We start from the raw sequence: 21,880 nt of genomic DNA, 5'->3' as shown, positions 1-21,880 counted from the left end.
ATGTTATGAACATCGGAAAAGTTATGTTGCAAGGAACGTTTAATAAGGTTCGTAAGCCAAAGCTATTGGCTCGCCAATCAAAATTAATCAGCGCAATTCAAGTTGGTTTGCTCTCTATGCTTAGCTTGTCAGTGACAGCAGAAGAGACCACGTCAAAGCAGGCACCACTATCAGCTTGTTATGTTGATGGCCTATCAGAGCAAGTTCAATGCGGTTCATTAATGGTGGCAGAAAATCCAGCGATACCAGATGGCAAGCAAATCGCGATTCATTACGCAGTATTGCCTGCGATTAAACCCAGCTTTAAAAAACAAGCTTTGTTAGCCATTGCAGGTGGTCCAGGTCAGTCAGCCATTGAAAATGCGGCAGGCTTTAATCGCGTGCTGGCGAAAGTGCGCCAAGATAGAGACATTCTATTAATTGACCAACGTGGTACTGGACAATCCAGTATTTTGGCTTGTGATGACGACAATATGTCAGCCTTATCTTTTAATGATGACGACATGGACTATGTTGCAGACACGCAAAAGTGTCTCGATAAGATTGATGCTGATGTGAGCCAGTACGGCAGTTTAACGGCACTTAAAGACTTTGAAGCTGTACGTGAACACTTAAACTACGACAAACTCCATTTATACGGCGTGTCTTATGGCACGCGTATGGCGCAACTTTATATGCGCGAATTTCCACAAGCGCTCGCCACAGTTACTTTAGATGGTGTGGTGCCAATGCAGCAAAGTGTGATTGCAATAGGTAGTGCTATTGATAGGGGCTACGCCTTATTATTTAAAGATTGTCAGAAAAACAGCCAATGTCAGCAGCAGTTTCCTACGCTTGAGCAAGATTTTCAACAGGTAGATAACGCATTAGCTGAAGCGGCTATCGTCACGCAAACCCGCGATCCACAAACCGATGAAATCGCTGATTTTACTTTAACCCGTGGCAAGTTTAACGGCGCAATTCGTATGGCCTTATATATGCCCAATATTCGCGCCTTAATTCCCCATGCGATTCATCAAGCATCCATCGGTAACTATCAACCCATTTTAGGTATTTATACCCTTACTGCCGACAGCACTGGGATTGCAATGGGAATGCATGCATCTGTGGTGTGTGGAGAAGACATACACCGCCTTACTGATGACATTCGCCAACGAGCCAAAGGCTCGTACATGGCAACCACCATGATTGAAGGGTTAGAAGCCACCTGTAGCGTATGGAATATGCCGCAAGTTGATAGCAGTTTTAGTGATGCCATCGAAAGCGACATCCCCACCTTATTATTATCTGGCGAATTAGATCCTGCCACTCCACCAAGCTGGGGCGAAATGGCCACCGAAAAGCTCAGCAATGCAAAACACTTTATCTCCAAATTCGCCACTCACGGGGTCGCATATCAAAGTTGCGGCAATGAGTTAATGGCAGATTTAGTCACGAGTGGCTCGCTGGACAATATCGATGGCGAATGTTTAGAAAAAGATGTGAGCCGTAGTTTTTACTTAAATGCCAACACCGTTGAAGTTATTCCAACGACAACTGAGGAAGAATAATCATGATTACTGTAACGAATCTATCTAAAAAAATTGGTGACGTGCAAGCACTTGATAACCTCAGCTTCAGCGCACATGACGGTCATATCACGGGTTTGCTTGGCCCTAATGGCGCAGGTAAAACCACCTGTTTACGCACTGTATTTGGTTTACTTGCCGCCGATGAAGGTCATGCAGAAATTGACGGCATTGATGTCGCTAAAGAGCCAACTAAAGCCAAAGCACAACTGGGCTTATTCCCCGATCCATTTGGCCTCTATGAACGTTTATCGCCTAGAGAATACATCAGCTACTTTGCCGAGCTCAGTGGCATGTCAAAAAATGACGCTAAGCAAGCAACCCAAGATGTGATTGCTCAGCTCAAACTTGAAGATATTGCCGATAGACGCTGCAAAGGGTTTTCTCAAGGCCAGCGAATGAAAACCGCATTAGCTCAGGCTATTGTGCACAAGCCAACCAATATTATTTTGGATGAACCGACTCGTGGTTTGGATGTGATGAGTACACGCTTACTGCGTGACATTTTGCTCTCGCTCAAGGCCGCTGGACACTGCGTGTTGTTTTCAAGTCATGTTATGCAAGAAGTTGCCGCACTTTGTGACCAAGTGATTGTGATGGCAGACGGTAAAGTCGTTGCCACAGGCAGCCCAGAAGAGCTTTGCAAACAAACAGGCAAGGATTCACTTGAAGATGCATTTATACAATTAATTGGAACTGACGAAGGGATCGCAGCCTAATGAAAACAGTTATTGCAATGGTTCGCAAAGAACTCATCGACGCCATGCGCGACAAACGCTCTGTCATGGCTGGACTTTATTATGCTATCGGCACACCGCTATTAATGTGCGGCATGTTTATGGTGTTAATCGGACAGTTATCAAGCCCAGAAGATTTAAACATTAATATTACTAACAGTGACAATGCGCCAGATTTAGTCCGTTTTCTCAATAATCGCGGCATCAATGCCTCGACAGATGAAGGTGTCAGCGTAAAAGATGTCAAAGACATTGAGCTTATTATTAGTGACGATTACGCCGAGAATATGGCTAAAGCTAAACCTGCTGAAGTGACCTTAATTGCAGATAACTCTAATGAAAAGCTACAAAAATCAATTCGTAGAGTTGAGCTACAGTTGCAAGCTTACAGCAGTGAAATGGGCAGTTTACGCTTAATTGCACGCGGAATTAATCCAGCGGTTGTACAGCCAGTTAAAGTGATTGTAGAAGATCAGGCTACACCTGACTCTAAAGGCGGCTTTATCTTGGGTATCGCGATTTTCACCATGATTTATTCGGTGTTTATCTCTGGCATGAACTTGGCCATTGATACCAGTGCCGGTGAACGCGAGCGTAACTCACTCGCCTTGCTGCTAAGTCACCCAATCAGCACCAGACAGTTAGTGTTAGGTAAAATTATTGCGGTCACCTGCTTTGCTTTACTGGGCTTGCTGCTGATCTTGCTGGTGTCTAAATTCGCTTATACCTTTGTCCCTTGGCAGGAACTCGGCTTTAGCGTCAACATCTCGCCTGACTTTATGGGACTAATGCTATTTATCGGCATTCCACTCGCCATCATGGCGGCAACGTTACAGCTGTTTGTGTCTTTCATGGCCAAAAGCTTTAAAGAGGCCCAGTCTTATTTAACCATGGTGCTATTTGTCCCATTAGCCTTATCCATGGCTGCCAGCTATAACATTGCCCCAGATGTATTGGAATGGCTGCCTGTATCAGGTCAACAACAAGCACTAATGGCCTTTATTAAAGGGCGAGAAATCCCAATGCTGCAGTTATTGGTGTCTTCAGGTGCCACATTAGTCTTGTCAGTTGCACTTGCATTAGGACTAGAGAAACTGCTGAAAAGCGAGAAAGTGGTTTTTGGTTTATAAGCGTCGATAACACAGGTCATTTTGCTGAGCTTTATCAGCAAATGGCCTCAATCGTCATTGTTATTAACCCAAACTTGGGTTCATCAAATAGAAGGAGTTTATTATGGAACAAGAATACGCCATTGTGGCCTTAGTTATCATCATTACCCTGGGCACAACTGCCACGGAAATGTTTAAGCATTACGTCAAGATAAAATCGACAAAACATGACAAAGATAATAATGCTGAAATCAGCATGCTTCGCCAGCAAAATAAAGAACTGCAAACGCGGATAGCTACGCTAGAAACCATTGTCACTGAGCCAGGTTATGATTTAAAGCAAACTATCAATGGATTGTAAAACCTTGCCAACACGATTAAAAAAGCCAATAAAACCACCGATTTTATTGGCTTTTTGTTTATCTATATTTTAAATCAGCAGCAAGTATGGGTATTAAATTTTTGTCGATATGCTCTTGGCGACAAACTAGTTAACTGAATAAATAACTTCCTAAATGAGCTGCTATCTTCATAGCCAACTCGTTCAACAATTTGTTCAATCCCCAGTTCCGTGGTTTCAAGTAATCGCTTGGCCTCATCAACTCGTAAACGTTGCATATAGCTCGCAGGTGTTTCATTAACGGCCTTTTTAAAGCGTCTTATTAACGTGCGTTTACCTACGGCAAATTTATCGGCAATGTCATCCAACAACCAATGTTGATCTAAGTGCACTTGCATCCATTGCTGCACTTTATGAATCAATTCATCTTTATGTTGCTCAGGATTGATACTCATTGTCATAAAGGGTTGCTGTGAACTCCGATTAGGATCAATCAATAAGATTTTCGACATTTGCTGTGCCATTTGCTCACCCACCAAAATCGAAATTAAGTGTAAAGCTAAGCTTAAACTGGATGTGGTTGCTCCAGCGGTATGTATATGGCCATCTGAAACCACCAATGAATCCATGCATAACTGCACATCTTTAAAGTTACGTTCAAACATTTCACTTAGCCACCACACAGTGGTTGCACGGCGCTGGTTTAATAACCCCGATGCGGCTAACAATAAGGTCCCCGAACAATAAGCCGCCACAGGTTTTCCTGTTTCAGAAAACTGTCGTAATGGCGCAAATAATGGCTCGAAATCACTCAAAAAATGCTGAAACTCATCTCGATTAGTCACAAAGGCCGATGCCAATATCACCGCATCAGCTGCGAGAATATCTTCTTCATGCTTAAGGCCCTTAGCGGGTACTTCTATGCCCTGATTCGTCATTACTGGCCCACCATGGGCAGAAATAACATGGCAATGAAACAAGTCCTCAGTGGCATCTGGATTCATTCTGCGCCAGAAACTATTGCAGAAACTAAACACATCTAGAAAACTCATTAAGCCACTGGCGACCACATTACCCGCAGCCATAATGTAGATCGTTTTCATCTATCGCACCTCAAATGTCAATTTTGACCTTATATTTGTCAATAATGACACTTACAACTCGTTTGTCTAGTTTTTATACTGGGCTTATTCATCATTGAGGTACTCAGTAAGGAAACGAGCAATGAAAAGTATCAGTTCAAATTGGTTAATCAGCGTAAGCTATTTGTTGGTAAGTTGGGGCTTATTACTTTGGCTAAATTTCAGTACTGAGCCCAGTATATTTGCGCACTTGATAGCAATTCCAAGTTTAGTGCTATTCGCAGGCTATAGCGCTAACTTGATCCTAAGGAAGGGGATTTGACAGTGCGATACAAAGTACTAGCCACAAAAAAACCAGCCGTAGCTGGTTTTAATATTCGCAGATTTTAACTGCTGTAAACTTAATAAACTGAAATCAGATTACTTCGCTTTCGGTCTAAATGGCTTGATGACTGACTCGTCACACTCTAAGAATGGGCCGTCCATTAAATCGATGCAGTATGGGATAGCTGGGAACACTGCATCTAAACATTCACGAATAGACTTAGGCTTGCCAGGTAAGTTAACGATTAATGAGTCACCACGTAAACCTGCTGTTTGACGAGACAGAATAGCCGTTGGTACAAACTTTAATGACTCAGCGCGCATTAACTCGCCAAAGCCTGGCATCATGCGATCACACACAGCTTCAGTCGCTTCTGGAGTCACATCACGCTTAGCTGGCCCAGTGCCGCCAGTTGTCACGATCAAGCTACAGTTTTGCACATCAGCCATATCAATTAACGTAGCTTCAATATCAGCCGTTTCATCAGGAATGACCTTATAAACAGGTTCCCATTCAGATGTTAAATACTCATTTAGCACATCAATAATGGCTTTACCTGAAATATCTTCGTAGATACCTGCACTCGCACGATCGCTTACCGTAACAATGCCGATTTTAGCTTTGGTCATGACAAAATCCTTAAACTTGATCATTTAATGGCTGTAAGTCTACATAACACTATAGACTTTAGATGTGGCTAAAATACCACAATTTTCAAGCAGAGACGGAGAGATTGATCAAGAGTTGCAAAACATGGGTCACTGCAGCTATGCCTTGTTCAAAAATAAGACAACGTAATTCGCTGAGGTTATAAACGACTCGCAAACCAGTATCGCGGTTTCCAATAAACGTTATCCATGCTTGAAATTATGACGCCTTTTTTAGTCGACACGTGCAAAAAGCGATGCCCAGATAAATACACTCCAACATGACGACCACGGCCTGTGGTTTTGAAAAAGACTAAATCGCCACTTCGTAAGTCACTTTTAGCAATGCGAGTGCCTAAACTTGTTTGACCTTGCACTGTCCTTGGAATACTTGGACCAACAAGATCTTGATAAGCCACATACACTAAACCAGAGCAGTCCAACCCCTTCTTAGTTAATCCACCTAAACGGTATGGCGTCCCCTGCCACTGCTGGTGAAATTGTAATAAACGCGCTTCGTTCCACAATCTTGAATCAACATCATCTAATGATGCTGCAGGGGCGTTATCAGGAACTGTAATATGATTGCTGGCACAAGCTGTCAGAAGAACACTCATAATGAGCAGTAAAATTAATCGTGACATAACAATATATCCACCCAGTATTTAGCTCAAAATCAGTATAGATTTGTATAAAAATAACACGACCAATTCCCATGTAGGCTAAACGAATTAAAGCGTGAGTTAAACCGGCCAAGGTCTAAACAAACCTACAAATCATTAATAATTAATCACCGATACAAGCTTTGAGCACATTGTTGATTATGACGTTCTGTGTGGGGCTCCTTCAGTATTCTTATATGAACTGAGTAAGCAACCTAATGACATTGAAACGACTAACATGCCTCCTAAATTAACATGTCTCATTATAAAGTCGCCTCTTATACCACCATGAGTTAGTCATCTCAGCTTATCCTAATAATGAGTCAGACATCTAGCATGATTGATTACACTACCACTTGCTTAAACAGGTTTTGGACAATGAATAAGCCAATGAAGCAGGCAATGAATAAACCAATAAATAGACCGCTATAATCATCAATATGCCATTGCTGGCCGCTATACCTTAGGTAAAACCGCCGTTGAAGTGCTGCAATTAAGCAAACACTTAACTAAGTGATCACCTAACTATATGCACTGCTATCTAAGCTGACTCCCAAAACCACCCTATTTCGGTGGTTTTTTATGTAACCTCTTCAGGCAAAGTTCTGCTATCACTTCAAGATGATCATTTTATGAGATATCCAATGTGTTTTTAGCGATAAAGCCTCCCCCGCAGTTGTAACCAAAAATCAGTAACACAAAACACAGTCTTAATCTCACAACGCTGTTTTTAGGGCTTAGTGGTGATTGCTGCTATCAATGGTTTGAGTATGTATGTCAAACTATTGCGATTAATCACACAGTATTCTTAAAGTTAACAAGGAAGTATTATGGAATTTGCTGACGGCATTGTGCAGTTAAACTCTTTCTTTACTGTCACGGTAGGGATTATCGTGCTGTTTATTGGTAGACGTTTAAATCAGGTTGTGGGCTTTTTAAAAGAATTTAGTATTCCTGAGCCCGTTTCTGGCGGGATCATCTTTTCTATTTTATTCACCCTTATTTATGCAGCCACCAGCATTGAAATTAACTTTGATCTAATGGCCAGAGATGTCTTACTGGTGTACTTTTTTACCACTATCGGTATTAATGCCAGCTTAGGCGATTTACTCAAAGGTGGTAAGCCTTTAGTCATTTTGCTCATTGTCACTATTGGTTACATGATTTTGCAAAACCTTACCGGTATAGGTGTAGCAACCTTGTTTGGTCAAGAACCGATTGTCGGTTTACTCGGTGGCAGCGTGTCATTGATTGGCGGCCATGGTACCGCCATTGCCTGGGCACCAAAAATCCAAGAACAATTTGGTTTATCCAGCGCCATGGAAATTGGTATTGCTAGTGCCACATTCGGGTTAATTCTTGCCAGCTTAATGGGCGGGCCCATTGCCAAATACTTGATCAATAAACATCAATTAAAACCTTCAGTTGATTTAGAAGCTGCAAATACGCAAGGTAAAGAAACCGAAACAGCTGTCAAAATGACTTCGTTTGATTTCTTAGACGCCCTATTAGCGATTCATATCTGTGTGATTTTAGGGTTTCTGTTAAATGAAGTGGTCAGCAGTTTAGGGCTAGACTTACCCTTGTTCGTGACTTGCCTATTCGCTGGTATTGTAATAAGCAATTTAATCCCTAAAAGCTACCCACGTATTACTGGCACCGCTTGGCCTAGCCGTACTGCAGCGATTGATCTCATTGCAGATATGTCACTAGGAACGTTCTTAGCGATGTCATTAATGAGCATGCAATTATGGACATTAGTGGATTTAGCTGGACCTATCTTTGCCATTCTTGGGATGCAATTTATTGTGGCTATTGTGGTCAACTTATTCATCGTGTTTCCTGCAATGGGCAAGAATTATGATGCCGCTGTGATTTGTTCAGGCTTTGGTGGTATCTCACTGGGCTCAACACCAACAGCGATGGCTAACATGTCAGCAGTCTCAATGCGCTATGGATACTCTGCTCAAGCCTTCATCATTGTGCCGTTGGTTTGCGCCTTCTTTATCGACTTAGCCAATGCGTTAATCATCCCTTACTTTATTGGTCTAATACAGTAATCTGCTAGCGACTTACTGAAATCAATCACTCATTAAAAAGGGAAGCAGTTGCTTGCCTTTTTAATTGCCATAAACAAATGCAGCCTATACAGAAAACTTAGTAATTTCAGATTCAAGTGTCTGGATTAATTTTTGGGTTTGATCTGTCCCTGCGTGTACTTGGACAGAGACAGCTGAGGTATTTCGCGCAGTATCGGCAATAGTAGCAATGCGTGTTGCAGCATCTTCCCCCGCTGTTAATTGCTCAACGGCAGCTTGAGATATTTGATGACTCATTGACGAAATGGCCGATAACGACTGCGCAATATGGCTTAATGCTAAGGCGACATCTTGAGACTTAGCCACGGTATCCGCACTCGTCGACACACTTTGCGATACGGATAACTTGGCGTCTTGTGTTGCGCTTTGCAGTTTAACAATAGTGAGTTGAATTTGCTCCGTGCTTGTTTGAGTACGCTGCGCTAACTGCCTCACCTCATCTGCCACTACTGCAAAGCCACGACCTTGATCGCCTGCCCTAGCCGCTTCAATGGCTGCATTCAGTGCAAGTAAGTTGGTTTGCTCAGCAATGCCTTGGATCACTGATAGCACACTAGCGATGTTATTCACTTCATCATCCAAAATTTGGATATTCTGCCCTGCGCTGTCAATTTGGTTTTCAAGTAAGGAGATTGTCTCTGCTGAGGATTGGGTTAACTGATGAGCTTGTAAGCCTTGCTTTTCAGCAGCTGTAACTGAATCGGCTGCTTGTTTGGCAAGTTCTGCTACGCTGGCTGAACTTGCTGTAAGTTGAGTAATTGATGACGCGACGATTTGCGCTTCTTCGCTAAGTGCATTGGTTAAATCATCCAACTCTGCAGAGCGTTGCTCCGAATCGTGGGTTTGTGAGTTAAGTATATTTGTCACTTCACCGATTGCACTAACCACTCCCTGAAGCCCCACTTGCATATAGTTCATTGCCCCCACAACACTGTTATCGTTAGTACTAACAAAGCTGTTTTCCTGTTTTAAGTCACCACGTGATACCCGCATAACAAAACGACGCACATCTTCAATTTCAGCCCCTAACGAGCCTTGTAAGTTCAGCCCAAATCGTATTAATAATAAGGTGATAATAATGGCTATCGTCAACGAAAAAGTTAATAACCATTTGGCCACCGCCCAATAACGACTATCCGCTTCTGCGTAGCTAATGCCTGTACCTATATACCAATGCCATCCTGGTGTTTTTTGCACCACTGAAGTCATGTCGACGATATCGCCATCACGCTGTGACTCCCAATGATACGTAATAATGGTTGCTGTTTTTTGTCCCACTAATTGCTCAACCATTTCGCCGATACTGTGGCCTGATGCATCACGGAAATCATTAAAGCTTGTTCCATGTAGTTGGGGATCATGTGGTGCAGCAACAAAATCTAGTTTTTCGTCAACGACATAGACATACTCTGAGTCATGATATTTGTTTTCTCGAAGTAGTTGGCTAGCAAACTTTTTGGCTTGCTCTTCTGACAAGGAGCCTGTACTTGCTAACTGTTCAAATTGCTCAACTATGTTAACCGTGCTTTTCATCAGTTGATTTATTCGGGCAATGTTGTCGCGCTCACTGGCATCAGAAAGCGCATGTAACCCCCAAAGCGCAATACTGATAAAAGCACAAAAAATGACCGACGAAAATACAACGATTTTACTTTTCAAACGCATGCAGCATCCTTGTTTATTCTTATTGTTATGGTTAATTCAAGCGCAATATTAAAAACAGCATTTTCATAACATAAGTAATAAGTAGTACAAGATGCAAGCAATTTATGACATCGCTGTCATTGGTATTTATAACAGAAGAAAATGGTCGTTAATGCTTAACGTTACTCACGACAGCTTTTGATGGCTACTTACCACCAGCGATGTCAACAAATGAGCCTGTGACATAGCTAGCCTCATCCGATAATAACCACGAAATGGCATTAGCCACCTCTTCGGCTGTGCCGCAGCGCTGTAACGGGGTGGTCGCCCCCAATCGTTGTGCACGTTCTGGCTCTCCGCCATCAGCATGAATACTGGTATCGATTAGCCCAGGACGAACACCATTAACCCGTATGCCTTTGCCTGCAACTTCCAATGATAAGCCTTTAGTTAATGAATCTATCGCACCTTTTGAGGCAGCGTAATCAATATACTCAAATGGCGCACCTAGGCGAGATGCCGCAGAAGATACATTGACGATTGCGCAGCCTTGCTGCATCACTTTTAGGGCTTCACGACAACACAAAAAACAACTAGAGACATTAGCGACAAGAACGCTATTGAATCGCTCAAGACTCATATCGACTAAGTTTGATTGTTGATATAAGATGCCAACGTTATTAACCAAATGTGTCACTTGTCCTAAAGCTTGCTCAATCGATAAAAAGAGTTGTATCACTTCTGCTTCTACGGACACATCTGCTTGTATCGCAATGGCTTTACCACCTTCAGCCTTAATTGCTGCTACAACATCATCCGCTGCATTTTTCTGACTTCGATAATTAACACACACAGCATACCCTTGGCGTGCGAGTAACTTTGCCGTCGCAGCACCAATTCCTCTACTTGAACCTGTTACTAAGGCTACTTTTTTCATATATTCACTTCCGTATGATGTCACGAGTCTTGAGTAGATAAAGACACCTAGGCACGCTTAAGCTAAGCGTTATCGACTTAAACATAAATCGTCCCTAACAGATACAAAGTGCCATAGCCTGAAACCAACACACGGTCATTGTCTATCTGACAATATAAAACCCCGCTTCTCGCAGAGGCCTGCTGAGCAACAAGTGCGGTTTTATTTAATATGCTAGACCAATAAGGTGCTAACCCCGCATGAATAGATCCTGTAACCGGATCTTCGTCACCGCCATTTGCAGGCCAGAAATAGCGAGAGATAAAGTCATGTTTACTGTCATCATCGGCTTTTGCTGTTACGACCACATCAAAAGGTGCAAACCGTTTGAGCGTTTCCGACTGATATTGTATGTCTTTGACTTCATCAGCTGACGCCATAACAGCAAAGTAGGCTTGCTCGCTTTTTAGGACGCTTTGCGGCTTAATGGATAAGCCCTCATATAAGTCTTCTGGTACCACTTCAATTGGTGAAGGAGCGAGATTAGGAAAGCTCATTTGAATACGCATGTCAGTTAATTGAGTAACCTGAAGCTTGCCGACCTTTGTGGTCAAAAACTCAAGCTCACCATCACAACCTAAATGGTTAAACAACACAAATGATGCTGCCAAAGTTGCATGGCCACAAAAATCTATTTCAGTGAGGGGTGAGAACCAGCGGATCTCATATTGGTTAATACCAATTGCTTTAATAAAAGCGGTTTCAGATAAGTTATTTTCAGCAGCAATATTTTGCATTAACTCATCATCAAGCCAGTCATTGATAGGGATAACTGCGGCAGAATTGCCCTTAAAGTTTGTATCGGTGAATGCATCCACCACATATATCTCTAATTCCATGAGTTTGCTCCAAATCCTTGAGTAACATCAACTCGATGACCTAATGATAATTTCAGATCACGCATACCTACTTAATTTAAACGGATTTAAGACTATAAGGCTATCAAAATATTTTCGTATTTATTAGCTTAAACAGCGCTTAGCCAATGAAGCGTCGGCCAATAGAATTAGAGAGAGTAATACAAGAGAATAATTGGGAATAACGAAAAAGCATAGAGTGAATAGATAAAACATCACTCTATGTATAGATGAAATAAATGAGCTCAATAAACTGTCATAAAAAAACCTAAACGGCCATTCCTGCAGCCACCCCTGATGACCATGCCCACTGGAAATTGAACCCGCCGAGCCAGCCACTGACGTCCATCACTTCACCGATAAAGTATAAGCCCGTGACATTTTTCGCTTCCATGGTTTTAGATGACAACTCGTTGGTATCAACACCGCCAAGCGTTACTTCTGCGGTGCGGTAACCTTCGGTGCCATTCATCACGATTGACCACTCATTTAAGTCTTTAGCAATTTGGTCTCGTTCACCGTGCCCTAATTGATTTAAGGCTTTATCCAGATGAGTTGCATCAAACAACGTTTCAACAAGACGCTTTGGTAGCCACTGACTAACCGTATTTCTTAAGCTTTGTTTAGGATGATTAGCCAGCGCAGTTTCAATTTTTTCTTTGGCACTTTCATTGGGCAATAAGTTAATACTAATTGCTTGGCCTGCTTGCCAGTAATTTGAGATCTGCAAAATAGCTGGGCCAGATAAACCACGATGAGTAAACAATAGTGCTTCACTAAATTGGGTACCATCTTCAGCGGTTATGGTTGACGGCACAGCAATGCCTGACAGCGGCTCAAAACGCGCTTTTTGTTCACTATGCCATGTAAATGGCACTAAGCCAGCAGTGGTCGGTAACACCTTGAGTCCAAATTGTTCTGCAAGTTTGTAACCGTAAGGTGATGCGCCAAGTTTTGGCATGGATAAGCCGCCTGTAGCAATCACTAATGAATCACAGCTAAATTCACCATTGGAGGTTTGCACTTCAAACTGTCCTTGGGCATTTTTCGCCACACTCATGATCTCAGTGCGCAGCTGTACTGTAGCGCCCGCCCAATCACATTCAGTCATCAACATGGTGACGATCTCTTTGGCTGAATCGTCACAGAATAACTGCCCGTGGTCACGTTCATGGTAGTTAATACCATGACGTTCAACTAACTCGATAAAATCCTGTGAACGATAGCGGGCTAGTGCAGACTTAACAAAATGGCTGTTGCCACATAAGAAGTTATGCGGCTCTACTTTTTGGTTGGTAAAGTTACAACGACCACCACCGCTGATAAGAATTTTTTTACCTGCCTGTTTGGCGTTATCTAACACCAGTACATCACGACCTCGATAGCCTGCAGTTGATGCACACATTAATCCTGCTGCGCCTGCGCCAATAATAATTACGTCGTGATGTTTCACAGGTTTACTCTCTTATTCGTTAAGCGCCTTACGGCAATCGATTAGCATATTTTAGTGGCGGATTTTTCATCAGCCACAAAAAAGGGCGCTATATTAGCACCCTTTTCGTTGTATTCACACTTGCACTAGCTTGAGAGTGTTTCAGACTTCTGTTCGCGTCCTAGTAGCTCTTTGGCTGCATCTACAGGGGCTTTACCTTTATAAAGCACTTGATAGATTTGCTCAGTGATTGGCATTTCAACACCAAGACGTTTAGCTAAAGTGTAAACCTCTTTGGTATTGCGATAACCTTCAACCACTTGGCCAATTTCTTCTTGGGCGGTATCGACATCGCTGCCTTTACCTAGTGCCAAGCCAAATCGACGATTCCGAGATTGATTATCTGTACAAGTCAGCACTAAATCACCTAGGCCCGCCATACCCATAAAGGTATTAGCATCCGCATTTAATGCGACGCCTAAACGTGTTAGTTCAACTAAACCACGGGTGATCAATGCAGTACGAGCATTAGCGCCAAAGCCAATTCCATCTGACATACCCGCGCCAATTGCGATAACGTTTTTAACAGCGCCACCCAATTGTAAGCCAGTAAAGTCATCATTTGCGTAAACACGTAAACGTTTCGGGCTATGTAATAACTCTACCAAATCATGAGTAAAGTCGGTACATGTTCCCGCTACCGAAATAGCTGTCGGCATACCGGCAGCAAGTTCTTTGGCAAACGTTGGTCCTGATAATACTGCTAATGGAAATTTCTCACCAAGTTGCTCACGAGCAACATCTTGCAGTAATCGACCTGTTTCAGGCTCTAATCCTTTAGTGGCCCAGACAATGCGCGCATCATCTCGTAGTAAAGGTTTGGCCTGTTTCAGTACTAAACCAAATACATGGCTTGGTACTACAACCAAAACATTTTTACTCGCAGCAAGTGCTTTGCCTAAGTCGGTTTCTAATTCAAGTGTGTCAGGAAAGGTAATTCCTGGCAGAAATGCATTATTAGCGCGCTCTTTGGCTAGGGTTTCCATGTGCTCAGGCTCATGGCCCCATAGCAAGGTCTTATGACCGCTGCTTGCGAGGGAAATGGCAAGAGCAGTGCCGTAAGACCCTGCTCCTAATACCGTAATTTCGGTAGTATTATCCATATTGATTAAGCGTTTGCTTCTTCAGCAGCTGGAGCTGCAGCAGCGTCTTGCTGACGTTGTTGAACGTACTGAGCGAATAATGCGTCAAAGTTAACAGGTGCAAGGTTAAGCTGTGGGAAAGTACCACGAGCAACTAAGTTGCCTACAGTTTCACGTGCATATGGGAATAGTACGTTAGGGCAGTAAGCACCTAATGAATGAGCAAGTTGCTGTTCAGTTAAACCAGTGATAGAGAAAATACCAGCTTGTTGAACTTCACATAAGAATGCAGTTTCTTCACCGTTTTGAGCTGTAACAGTTAAAGAAAGAATCACTTCATACACGTCATCAGAAAGTTTGTTGCTACGAGTGTCTAGGTCTAGCTTAACTTCTGGGTTCCATTCTTTTTGGAAAACAGCTGGGCTGTTTGGCGTTTCAAATGAAACGTCTTTAGTGAATACGCGTTGAATGTTGAATTGTGGTGCTTGTTCTTCGTTGTTAGCTACTTCAGCCATGATTTTCTACCTTCAAATTGTGTTTTAGCTCTTCTATGAAGCTAATTTTAGATTTGGGCTTTTATTACTAAAATGCAGCTGATGCCATATTTTAGTCCATCCCGATTAAAGTTGATCTAACTAGTTAACAAAACGCCTGTAAGCCCTTTATACAAGTAGGATCTTGTTCTACTCGCTAACATTAATATCAGCGAGTAGCTGGTTACCTTTTACTTCTTACCTTTAACAGTCGGTAAGTTAGCCGCAGTCCAGTCACCCATACCGCCTTTTAGGTTACTGACATTTTCAAAGCCTTGCGTAACAAGAAGTTGAGCTGCTTGCGCAGAAGTCATACCAGCATTACATACAGTAATAATGGGACTGCTTTTATACTTTTCAAGGCTTGTCGCTTTATTATTTTTAATTTCAGACAAAGGCACATTTAACGCATCTACGATGTGGCCTTTACGAAACTCTTCTTGAGAACGAACATCAATGACTTTACCGTCTTGTTTGTTCATTAGCATGGTCAATTGTTGCGTATTGATATTAACGACTTTAGAGGTTGCAGCTTTAATCGTAGTCACGACTACCGCAATGAACAAACCAACCCACGCAATACTCAATACTGGGTTTGCTTGAAAAAATTCAATATATTCTTGCATCTTCTCTGCCTACTTTAAAAATGGCTAAAATTAATAAGCCACAGAGTATACCGATTGCGTCTTTATAATGCAGCAAGTTCAAGCCTATTACTCGACTCCAATGATTTATTAGTGCCACTTTACCTAAGAAAGATTGCATTTAGTTAACAAGCAAAGGTCAAATCCGCAGTAATTATGCTTTTATTGCAATTAATTCATCAAGCCTCCCAGCCACTCAGACTACGCCATGGCTATTGAAATAACCTCTCTTAGAGCAAAGCTGTAAGTAAATTACTTTTTCAGCGCCTGCATAAGTAGTAATATCGATACCATTAAAATTTTAACTTTCTCATCAACTTTTAACTTTCAAATTGAGGTATTTCCATGGCGACTCAAAAGCGTCCATTGGCACTCCTTATCTTAGATGGTTGGGGTTACCGCGAAAATACGCATCAAAATGCTATTTTTCACGCTAACACTCCCGTTTTAGATAAATTGAATGCTACTTATCCACACAGTTTAATTTCAGGCTCAGGTTTAGATGTAGGTTTACCAGATGGGCAGATGGGTAACTCTGAAGTGGGTCATATCAATATTGGTTCTGGCCGTATTGTCTATCAAGAACTGACACGTATTACTAAGTCGATTGCAGATAATGAATTCACTCAAAACGCTGCTTTATGTGAATCTATCGACAAAGCAATTAGCAATAATGGCGCAGTGCACATCATGGGGCTGATGTCTCCAGGTGGTGTCCATAGTCATGAAGATCACATTGAAGCTATGTGTCGTATGGCAGTTGAACGTGGCGCAACTAAAGTGTACTTACACGCTTTCCTAGATGGCCGAGATACGCCACCTCGCAGTGCAAAAAATTCATTGGCGCATTTTGATGAGTTATTTAACAGTTTAGGACACGGTAAAATCGCTTCATTAATTGGCCGTTACTACGCAATGGATCGTGATAACCGTTGGGATCGCGTACAAAAAACCTATAACCTCATCACTCAAGGTGACGCTGAATTTAACTACTCTAATGCCGTTGAAGCATTAGAAGCTGCATACGCCCGTGATGAAAATGATGAATTTGTTGCTGCAACCACTATTGGCGAAGCTGCTCATTTATCTGACGGTGATGCGCTTATTTTCATGAACTTCCGCGCTGACCGTGCACGCCAAATTACTCGCAGCTTTGTAAATGCTGACTTCGATGGCTTTGAGCGTAAAGCGACGCCTGACGTCAATTTTGTGATGCTGACAAACTATGCCAACGACATTAAAGTCCCTGTGGCATTCCCATCAACAGATTTGGTTAATACCTTAGGTGAGACTTTACAAAACCAAGGTAAAACTCAGTTACGCATTTCAGAAACTGAAAAATATGCTCACGTAACCTTCTTCTTTAATGGCGGTAAAGAGCAACCATTTGAAGGTGAAAGCCGCGAACTGATTAAATCTCCAGATGTAGCAACTTATGATCTTCAACCTGAAATGAACTCAACAGAGCTAACCAATAAGCTGGTTGCTGCAATTGAGTCAACAGACTATGACGTGATCATTTGTAATTACCCTAACGGTGATATGGTTGGTCACACAGGAAACTTCGATGCCGCAGTAAAAGCATGTGAAGCTGTGGATGCATGCATTGGCCGTGTGGTTGAAGCGTTACAGAAAGTGGGCGGCGAATGTTTAATTACCGCCGATCATGGTAATGCTGAGCAAATGACCAATGAAGAAACAGGTCAAGCACATACCGCCCATACCAGTGAACTAGTCCCATTCATTTATGTTGGACGTGATGCCACTATCGAAGAGGGCGGCCGATTGAGCGATATAGCGCCAACTATGTTAACCTTGATGGAACAAGAAGTGCCATCAGAAATGACAGGCCACTCAATCATTAAACTCAAAGAGTAAATAGCCACTCGTGAAAAAACGACTATTGTTTAAAGCCAGCATACTTGCTGGCTTTCTGATACTTTCATCATCAGTTCAAAGTGCCGATCTGAACAAGCGTCAGTCTGAGCTTAAAGCTATTCAAGCACAGATTAACCAACAACAAAGCTCTTTGAAAGACAGCAGCCGCCAACGAGAAAAGCTCATTTCGTTACTCAAACGAGATGAGCAAGCTATTTCTAGTGCTGCACAAAAAGTAAATTTAACCCAAGCGTCTCTCAGCCAAGTTAATAGCAAACTCAGTGAGCTAGATGTAGAAAAAATTCAACTAGATAAACGCCGTACAACACAACAAAAAACCTTATCCAAGCAACTTTCAAGTGCCTATTTAGCCGGTAATCATGACTACTCAAAAATGATGCTGAACCAACAAAATCCCGCAACAGTTGAAAGAATGCTGGCTTACTATCAATATCTAAATAACGCTAGAATTGCCGCTATTACAAATCTAAAGAGCACCATAGAGCAATTAGATACCGTTAAGACTCAACAAGTTGAAGAACAGCAAAAGCTGAATGCATTAATCATTGAGCAAAAGCAACAAGCTGAGCAACTCAATAAAGAACAAAGCCAACGTCAGCAAACTTTAGCGCAGATCCAGCGCACCCTTACCAGTAAAGGTGCGGAACTGGAACAAATGCAAATTGAAGAGGCCAGCTTGAAGCGCCTCATTGAGCAAGCGTTACTTGCCGCGAAAGACAACCCTCAAATGGATGGCTTAGCTAAAAAACGTGGACAATTAAATTGGCCAACAAAAGGCCACTTAGCCTCAAAGTTTGGCAGTCGTCGTTCAGGTCAAATCCGTTGGAAAGGAGTGGTAATAGCTGCACCTGAAGGACGTAACATCACAGCCGTTGCCCCAGGCACTGTAATTTACGCCGATTGGTTACGCGGGTTTGGTATGGTGATGGTCGTTGATCATGGTGAGGGTTATATGAGCCTTTATGGCCACGCACAGGCGTTATTAATCCAACCAGGTGAAACGGTGCAGAAAGGTGAATCAATTGCCCTTGTCGGGAGTTCAGGCGGACAAACAGAATCTGGCCTATACTTTGAAATACGACACAAAGGGCAAGCCGTTAACCCAGCGAAATATTGTCGATAATCATCAGGCTAGAAAAGCCTAATTCGCTGAAATAACCGACGCCCTGAATATACCTTAACGGTATTAAGGGGCGATTATGATGCAATTTGCACGCTATTTATTATGTTTTCTATTGGGTATTTCAGTTGCTTTATCAATGAGCTTATCAAGTTCAGAGCAACATTATAAATATGAATCTGAATACAGTTACACGCTGCTATTAGATGTTATCGACACAATTCACACCTACTATTTCAACGATGTTGATCGCGAAGATTTAATCGAATTCGCCATCGATGGCATTTTTACAAACCTTGACCCATATTCCGGCTTTTTGGATTCTGAAGACTACCAAAGCATTAACGATAGTAATAGTGGGCAGTATTTCGGCTATGGTTTTGAAGTGGCAACCGACGACGATCAAATCACTATCATTACTCCTTACCCTAATTCACCTGCAGCAAGAGCAAACTTACAGCCTGGCGATAAAGTACTACAGCTAAACGATACCATTATTAATAGCAGCAACTTAACTGACGTACTGATGGACATAAAGCAAAATAGTAATAATAAACAGACAATTAACTTAACCATTGAACGTGAAACTGACTTGCCATTCAAGCTTTCATTAGATCCAGAGCTTATTCATATAGAGTCTATCAACGCTAAAATTATTAAAGGTAATATCGGTTATATACAGTTAAATTCGTTTCAACATGATGCGACTAGCGCCATTATCAAACAAGCTAAGCTTTGGCAAAATGAATCATTAAGTGGACTTATTTTGGATGTTAGGAACAATCCGGGTGGCTTATTGGGTCAAGCAATTAGTATTGCGGATCTGTTCTTGAAAAAAGGGTTAATAGTCTCAACTGAAGGGCGTTTTTTTGATGCCAATGAAGTTTATTACGCATCTCAACCAACTATTTTCGAAGATATCCCAATGGTGGTATTAATCAATAAAGGTTCAGCTTCAGCATCAGAAGTGCTGGCAGCAGCACTGCAAGAAAACGAACGAGCAACACTTGTAGGTGAAACAAGCTTTGGTAAAGGTACAGTACAAAGCCTAATACCCATGTTAGAAATGGGTAATGCGATAAAGCTAACCATTGCAAAGTACAGCACGCCTGATGGCAATGACATTCACAGTAAAGGTATTGAACCCGATATTAAAATTTCAAACGAAGCTATTCTAAATTCTGATTATCTGGATATAATTGAGCAAACAACTGCGCAATATGATGAACCACAGGATGGTCAGATTTCTTCAGCTATTGCATGGATAACTACTCATAACTAAAAAGCAGACTCTGTGCGCAAAATATTTTTTGGATTAGCTCTACTCATTACTGGACACGTACAAGCCGCAAACATCGCTATCATCATTGACGATATAGGTTATCGTCAATCAGATGAGGCTGTGCTGACGCTCCCTAATACAGTCACCTTATCAGTGTTACCTCATACCCCTTTAGGCCAAACATTGGCTCAACAAGGGCATCATCAAGGTAATGAAATTATGCTGCATATTCCAATGCAGGCATTAAATGGTAAAAAATTGGGAAACGGTGGTTTAACTAATGATATGGATGAGCAGCAATTAAAGCGTCAGCTTAAAGCATCTCTCGAAAATATTCCTTACGCCAAAGGTGCCAATAACCATATGGGCAGCCTATTAACTCAGTTAGATAATCCAATGAACTGGTTAATGGAAAGCTTAAAGAAAAAGGATTTGTATTTTGTTGATAGCGTCACCACTCGTTACAGCAAAGCGAGCGATAAAGCCCTGCAATATGGAGTGCCGTTACTCAGAAGAGAAATCTTTTTAGATAACGATGTCAGTGAACAAGCGTTAGAGAAACAATTCACTCAAATCATTAAGAAAGCAAAAACTGAAGGGAGTATTGTTGTAATCGCGCACCCTTATCCGGAAACAGTGCGCTTTTTAAATAAAAACCTACATAGATTGGAAGGTAAAGGTATCGACTTAGTCCATACCTCAAAACTTTTGCCAGTTTCAATGGCTAAGAACGAAGGAACTAGTTCAGCTCAAGTACTGAGATAGACAGATCTGGCAGCGTTTCCATTAACTCGTCTGAATTTTTTACTATATCAGCTAGAGTACACTGATTTAATACTTCCATATAAGCAGCAACAGCCTCAGCTAATATGCCCTTTAAGCTACAAGCAGGCGTAAAGCGGCAATAAGGTTCAGTGCAGTTAACTGGGGCTAATGATGGCTCAAGTTCACCCACTAATTTACCCAGATTTATCTCAGCAGGCTTTACCGCCAACTTAAACCCACCGCTTTTTCCTCTAATGGTTTGGATATAGCCAAGCTTGCCTAGATGATGAATAATTTTTGCAACGTGATTCGATGACAGCTCAAAGACAGTCGTGACTTCCGCAATACGAAATAACGTTTCTCTTTGTGGCTGGGCAGCGACGTACATTAAAATACGAATGCCATAGTCTGTATATCGTGTTAGTTGCATAAGTTAATTCCAGGCTTAAAATTTATCTGCTTAAGATGTTGATGATTCAAGTTCAGTGATCAACCATAAAGCTTGTTCATTCGTCGTACTGCACACGTCAATTGTGGCTGTAAACTCAGCACAAACCTTTGGCCTAGATGGGTCGCCAAACAGCTTACATAAGTTATCGTCATTTAATTGAATACAACGCTCACCAGCAGGTTTACCCTTTGGCATGCCAGGGATCGGACTAGTAATAGAGGGCGCAATGCAACAAGCACCGCAGCCGAGACGACAATCCATAATTCTACCTAAGCGTTAAAGCAGCAATATATCTTACTAATGCCTAATATAAAAACATCTTTTGTATAAAAAGCACATAAAATACATCTTTAAGTTTAAAGTGGGAGTTCTGTACAATTTTATCTGATAAACATCTGACAATCATTGCTATGAGCTCAGTCATTCATCACTTATAAACGCACTACTTTTATGCATTTTATCAATCTAGTTAGGTAAATTACATTAACCTACATCATCAAAAGTGCACAGAGCTATAAACTTCAGACACGAAAAAGCCCTAACATTGCTGTTAGGGCTTATCGTAA

Annotated in this window: 21 protein-coding genes; 9 read left to right on the top strand and 12 right to left on the bottom strand. The window is 41.9% G+C overall.

Annotated elements, in window-relative coordinates; all coding sequences use genetic code 11:
- Positions 1–5: 5 nt before the first annotated feature.
- The 4 genes from LMH66_RS11420 (at position 6) to LMH66_RS11405 (ending at position 3,775) form a co-directional block, all read left to right on the top strand.
- Entirely contained in the window at positions 6–1,550 is a 1,545-nt protein-coding gene (locus tag LMH66_RS11420; RefSeq protein WP_420709419.1) for an alpha/beta hydrolase, read from the top strand.
- A 2-nt stretch (positions 1,551–1,552) separates the two neighbouring features.
- Positions 1,553–2,287: an ATP-binding cassette domain-containing protein gene (locus tag LMH66_RS11415; RefSeq protein ID WP_229370154.1), complete on the top strand. Its 735-nt coding sequence runs from the start codon at positions 1,553–1,555 to the stop codon at positions 2,285–2,287.
- On the top strand, positions 2,287–3,435 hold the full coding sequence (locus LMH66_RS11410) for an ABC transporter permease (RefSeq protein WP_102531648.1): 1,149 nt from the start codon (positions 2,287–2,289) through the stop codon (positions 3,433–3,435). Before LMH66_RS11415 ends, LMH66_RS11410 begins: the two co-directional genes overlap by 1 nt.
- Before the next feature lie 103 nt (positions 3,436–3,538).
- Positions 3,539–3,775 (top strand): hypothetical protein, encoded by a 237-nt coding sequence (locus LMH66_RS11405; protein WP_102531649.1) that lies wholly within the window; start codon positions 3,539–3,541, stop codon positions 3,773–3,775.
- A 74-nt stretch (positions 3,776–3,849) separates the two neighbouring features.
- On the opposite strand, the gene LMH66_RS11400 is transcribed toward LMH66_RS11405, so the two are convergent.
- From LMH66_RS11400 to LMH66_RS11390, 3 genes are all read right to left on the bottom strand, one after another.
- Positions 3,850–4,857 (bottom strand): GlxA family transcriptional regulator, encoded by a 1,008-nt coding sequence (locus LMH66_RS11400; protein ID WP_229370152.1) that lies wholly within the window; start codon positions 4,855–4,857, stop codon positions 3,850–3,852.
- 399 nt (positions 4,858–5,256) lie between these two features.
- The gene (gene mog / locus LMH66_RS11395; RefSeq protein ID WP_153912954.1) at positions 5,257–5,790 is read right to left on the bottom strand and encodes a molybdopterin adenylyltransferase; all 534 of its coding nucleotides are present in this window, start codon (positions 5,788–5,790) and stop codon (positions 5,257–5,259) included.
- A 179-nt stretch (positions 5,791–5,969) separates the two neighbouring features.
- Positions 5,970–6,452, bottom strand: coding sequence for an NlpC/P60 family protein (locus LMH66_RS11390; protein WP_229370150.1), 483 nt, complete (start codon positions 6,450–6,452; stop codon positions 5,970–5,972).
- 848 nt (positions 6,453–7,300) lie between these two features.
- Between LMH66_RS11390 and gltS the strand changes: the two genes are divergently transcribed.
- Entirely contained in the window at positions 7,301–8,530 is a 1,230-nt protein-coding gene (gene gltS, locus LMH66_RS11385) for a sodium/glutamate symporter (RefSeq protein ID WP_229370148.1), read from the top strand.
- Between the two features lie 84 nt (positions 8,531–8,614).
- Here the strand turns inward: gltS and LMH66_RS11380 are convergent, their stop codons facing one another.
- The 7 genes from LMH66_RS11380 to LMH66_RS11350 all read right to left on the bottom strand — a co-directional run bounded on the left by LMH66_RS11380 (position 8,615) and on the right by LMH66_RS11350 (position 15,779).
- Positions 8,615–10,234, bottom strand: a complete 1,620-nt coding sequence (locus tag LMH66_RS11380) for a methyl-accepting chemotaxis protein (RefSeq protein WP_229370146.1) — start codon at positions 10,232–10,234, stop codon at positions 8,615–8,617.
- Between the two features lie 184 nt (positions 10,235–10,418).
- Positions 10,419–11,150, bottom strand: coding sequence for an SDR family oxidoreductase (locus tag LMH66_RS11375; RefSeq protein WP_229370145.1), 732 nt, complete (start codon positions 11,148–11,150; stop codon positions 10,419–10,421).
- Between the two features lie 77 nt (positions 11,151–11,227).
- Positions 11,228–12,028, bottom strand: a complete 801-nt coding sequence (locus LMH66_RS11370) for a PhzF family phenazine biosynthesis protein (RefSeq protein WP_229370143.1) — start codon at positions 12,026–12,028, stop codon at positions 11,228–11,230.
- Positions 12,029–12,314: 286 nt separating this feature from the next.
- A complete protein-coding gene (locus tag LMH66_RS11365; protein WP_229370141.1) occupies positions 12,315–13,499 on the bottom strand; it encodes an NAD(P)/FAD-dependent oxidoreductase in 1,185 nt (394 codons plus the stop codon).
- Positions 13,500–13,624: 125 nt separating this feature from the next.
- Positions 13,625–14,641 (bottom strand): NAD(P)H-dependent glycerol-3-phosphate dehydrogenase, encoded by a 1,017-nt coding sequence (gpsA, locus tag LMH66_RS11360; RefSeq protein ID WP_102528889.1) that lies wholly within the window; start codon positions 14,639–14,641, stop codon positions 13,625–13,627.
- 5 nt (positions 14,642–14,646) lie between these two features.
- Positions 14,647–15,135: a protein-export chaperone SecB gene (gene secB, locus LMH66_RS11355; RefSeq protein ID WP_102528888.1), complete on the bottom strand. Its 489-nt coding sequence runs from the start codon at positions 15,133–15,135 to the stop codon at positions 14,647–14,649.
- 209 nt (positions 15,136–15,344) lie between these two features.
- Complete coding sequence (locus LMH66_RS11350) at positions 15,345–15,779, bottom strand: rhodanese-like domain-containing protein (RefSeq protein WP_229370138.1); 435 nt, start codon at positions 15,777–15,779, stop codon at positions 15,345–15,347.
- 363 nt (positions 15,780–16,142) lie between these two features.
- Here LMH66_RS11350 and gpmM point away from each other — a divergent pair, with 363 nt between their 5' ends.
- The 4 genes from gpmM (at position 16,143) to LMH66_RS11330 (ending at position 20,863) form a co-directional block, all read left to right on the top strand.
- Positions 16,143–17,675 carry a 2,3-bisphosphoglycerate-independent phosphoglycerate mutase gene (gpmM, locus tag LMH66_RS11345; protein WP_229370135.1) on the top strand — a complete coding sequence of 511 codons (1,533 nt, stop codon included), beginning with the start codon at positions 16,143–16,145 and terminating at the stop codon, positions 17,673–17,675.
- Between the two features lie 10 nt (positions 17,676–17,685).
- Complete coding sequence (locus tag LMH66_RS11340; RefSeq protein WP_102528885.1) at positions 17,686–18,819, top strand: murein hydrolase activator EnvC family protein; 1,134 nt, start codon at positions 17,686–17,688, stop codon at positions 18,817–18,819.
- A 76-nt stretch (positions 18,820–18,895) separates the two neighbouring features.
- Positions 18,896–20,098 carry a S41 family peptidase gene (locus LMH66_RS11335; protein ID WP_229370134.1) on the top strand — a complete coding sequence of 401 codons (1,203 nt, stop codon included), beginning with the start codon at positions 18,896–18,898 and terminating at the stop codon, positions 20,096–20,098.
- A gap of 12 nt (positions 20,099–20,110) precedes the next feature.
- On the top strand, positions 20,111–20,863 hold the full coding sequence (locus LMH66_RS11330) for a divergent polysaccharide deacetylase family protein (protein WP_229370132.1): 753 nt from the start codon (positions 20,111–20,113) through the stop codon (positions 20,861–20,863).
- On the opposite strand, the gene LMH66_RS11325 is transcribed toward LMH66_RS11330, so the two are convergent.
- Complete coding sequence (locus LMH66_RS11325) at positions 20,838–21,293, bottom strand: Rrf2 family transcriptional regulator (protein ID WP_102528882.1); 456 nt, start codon at positions 21,291–21,293, stop codon at positions 20,838–20,840. The genes LMH66_RS11330 and LMH66_RS11325 overlap by 26 nt on opposite strands.
- Positions 21,294–21,323: 30 nt before the next feature.
- Positions 21,324–21,575 carry a YkgJ family cysteine cluster protein gene (locus LMH66_RS11320; RefSeq protein WP_102528881.1) on the bottom strand — a complete coding sequence of 84 codons (252 nt, stop codon included), beginning with the start codon at positions 21,573–21,575 and terminating at the stop codon, positions 21,324–21,326.
- Between the last annotated feature and the right edge of the window lie 305 nt (positions 21,576–21,880).

This window comes from Shewanella sp. 10N.7, assembly GCF_020806285.1.
In the GTDB taxonomy this organism is placed as follows: Bacteria; Pseudomonadota; Gammaproteobacteria; order Enterobacterales; family Shewanellaceae; genus Shewanella; species Shewanella electrodiphila.
The sequence above is the reverse complement of the archived record's forward strand: the minus strand, read 5'-3'. Positions and strand labels throughout refer to the sequence as shown.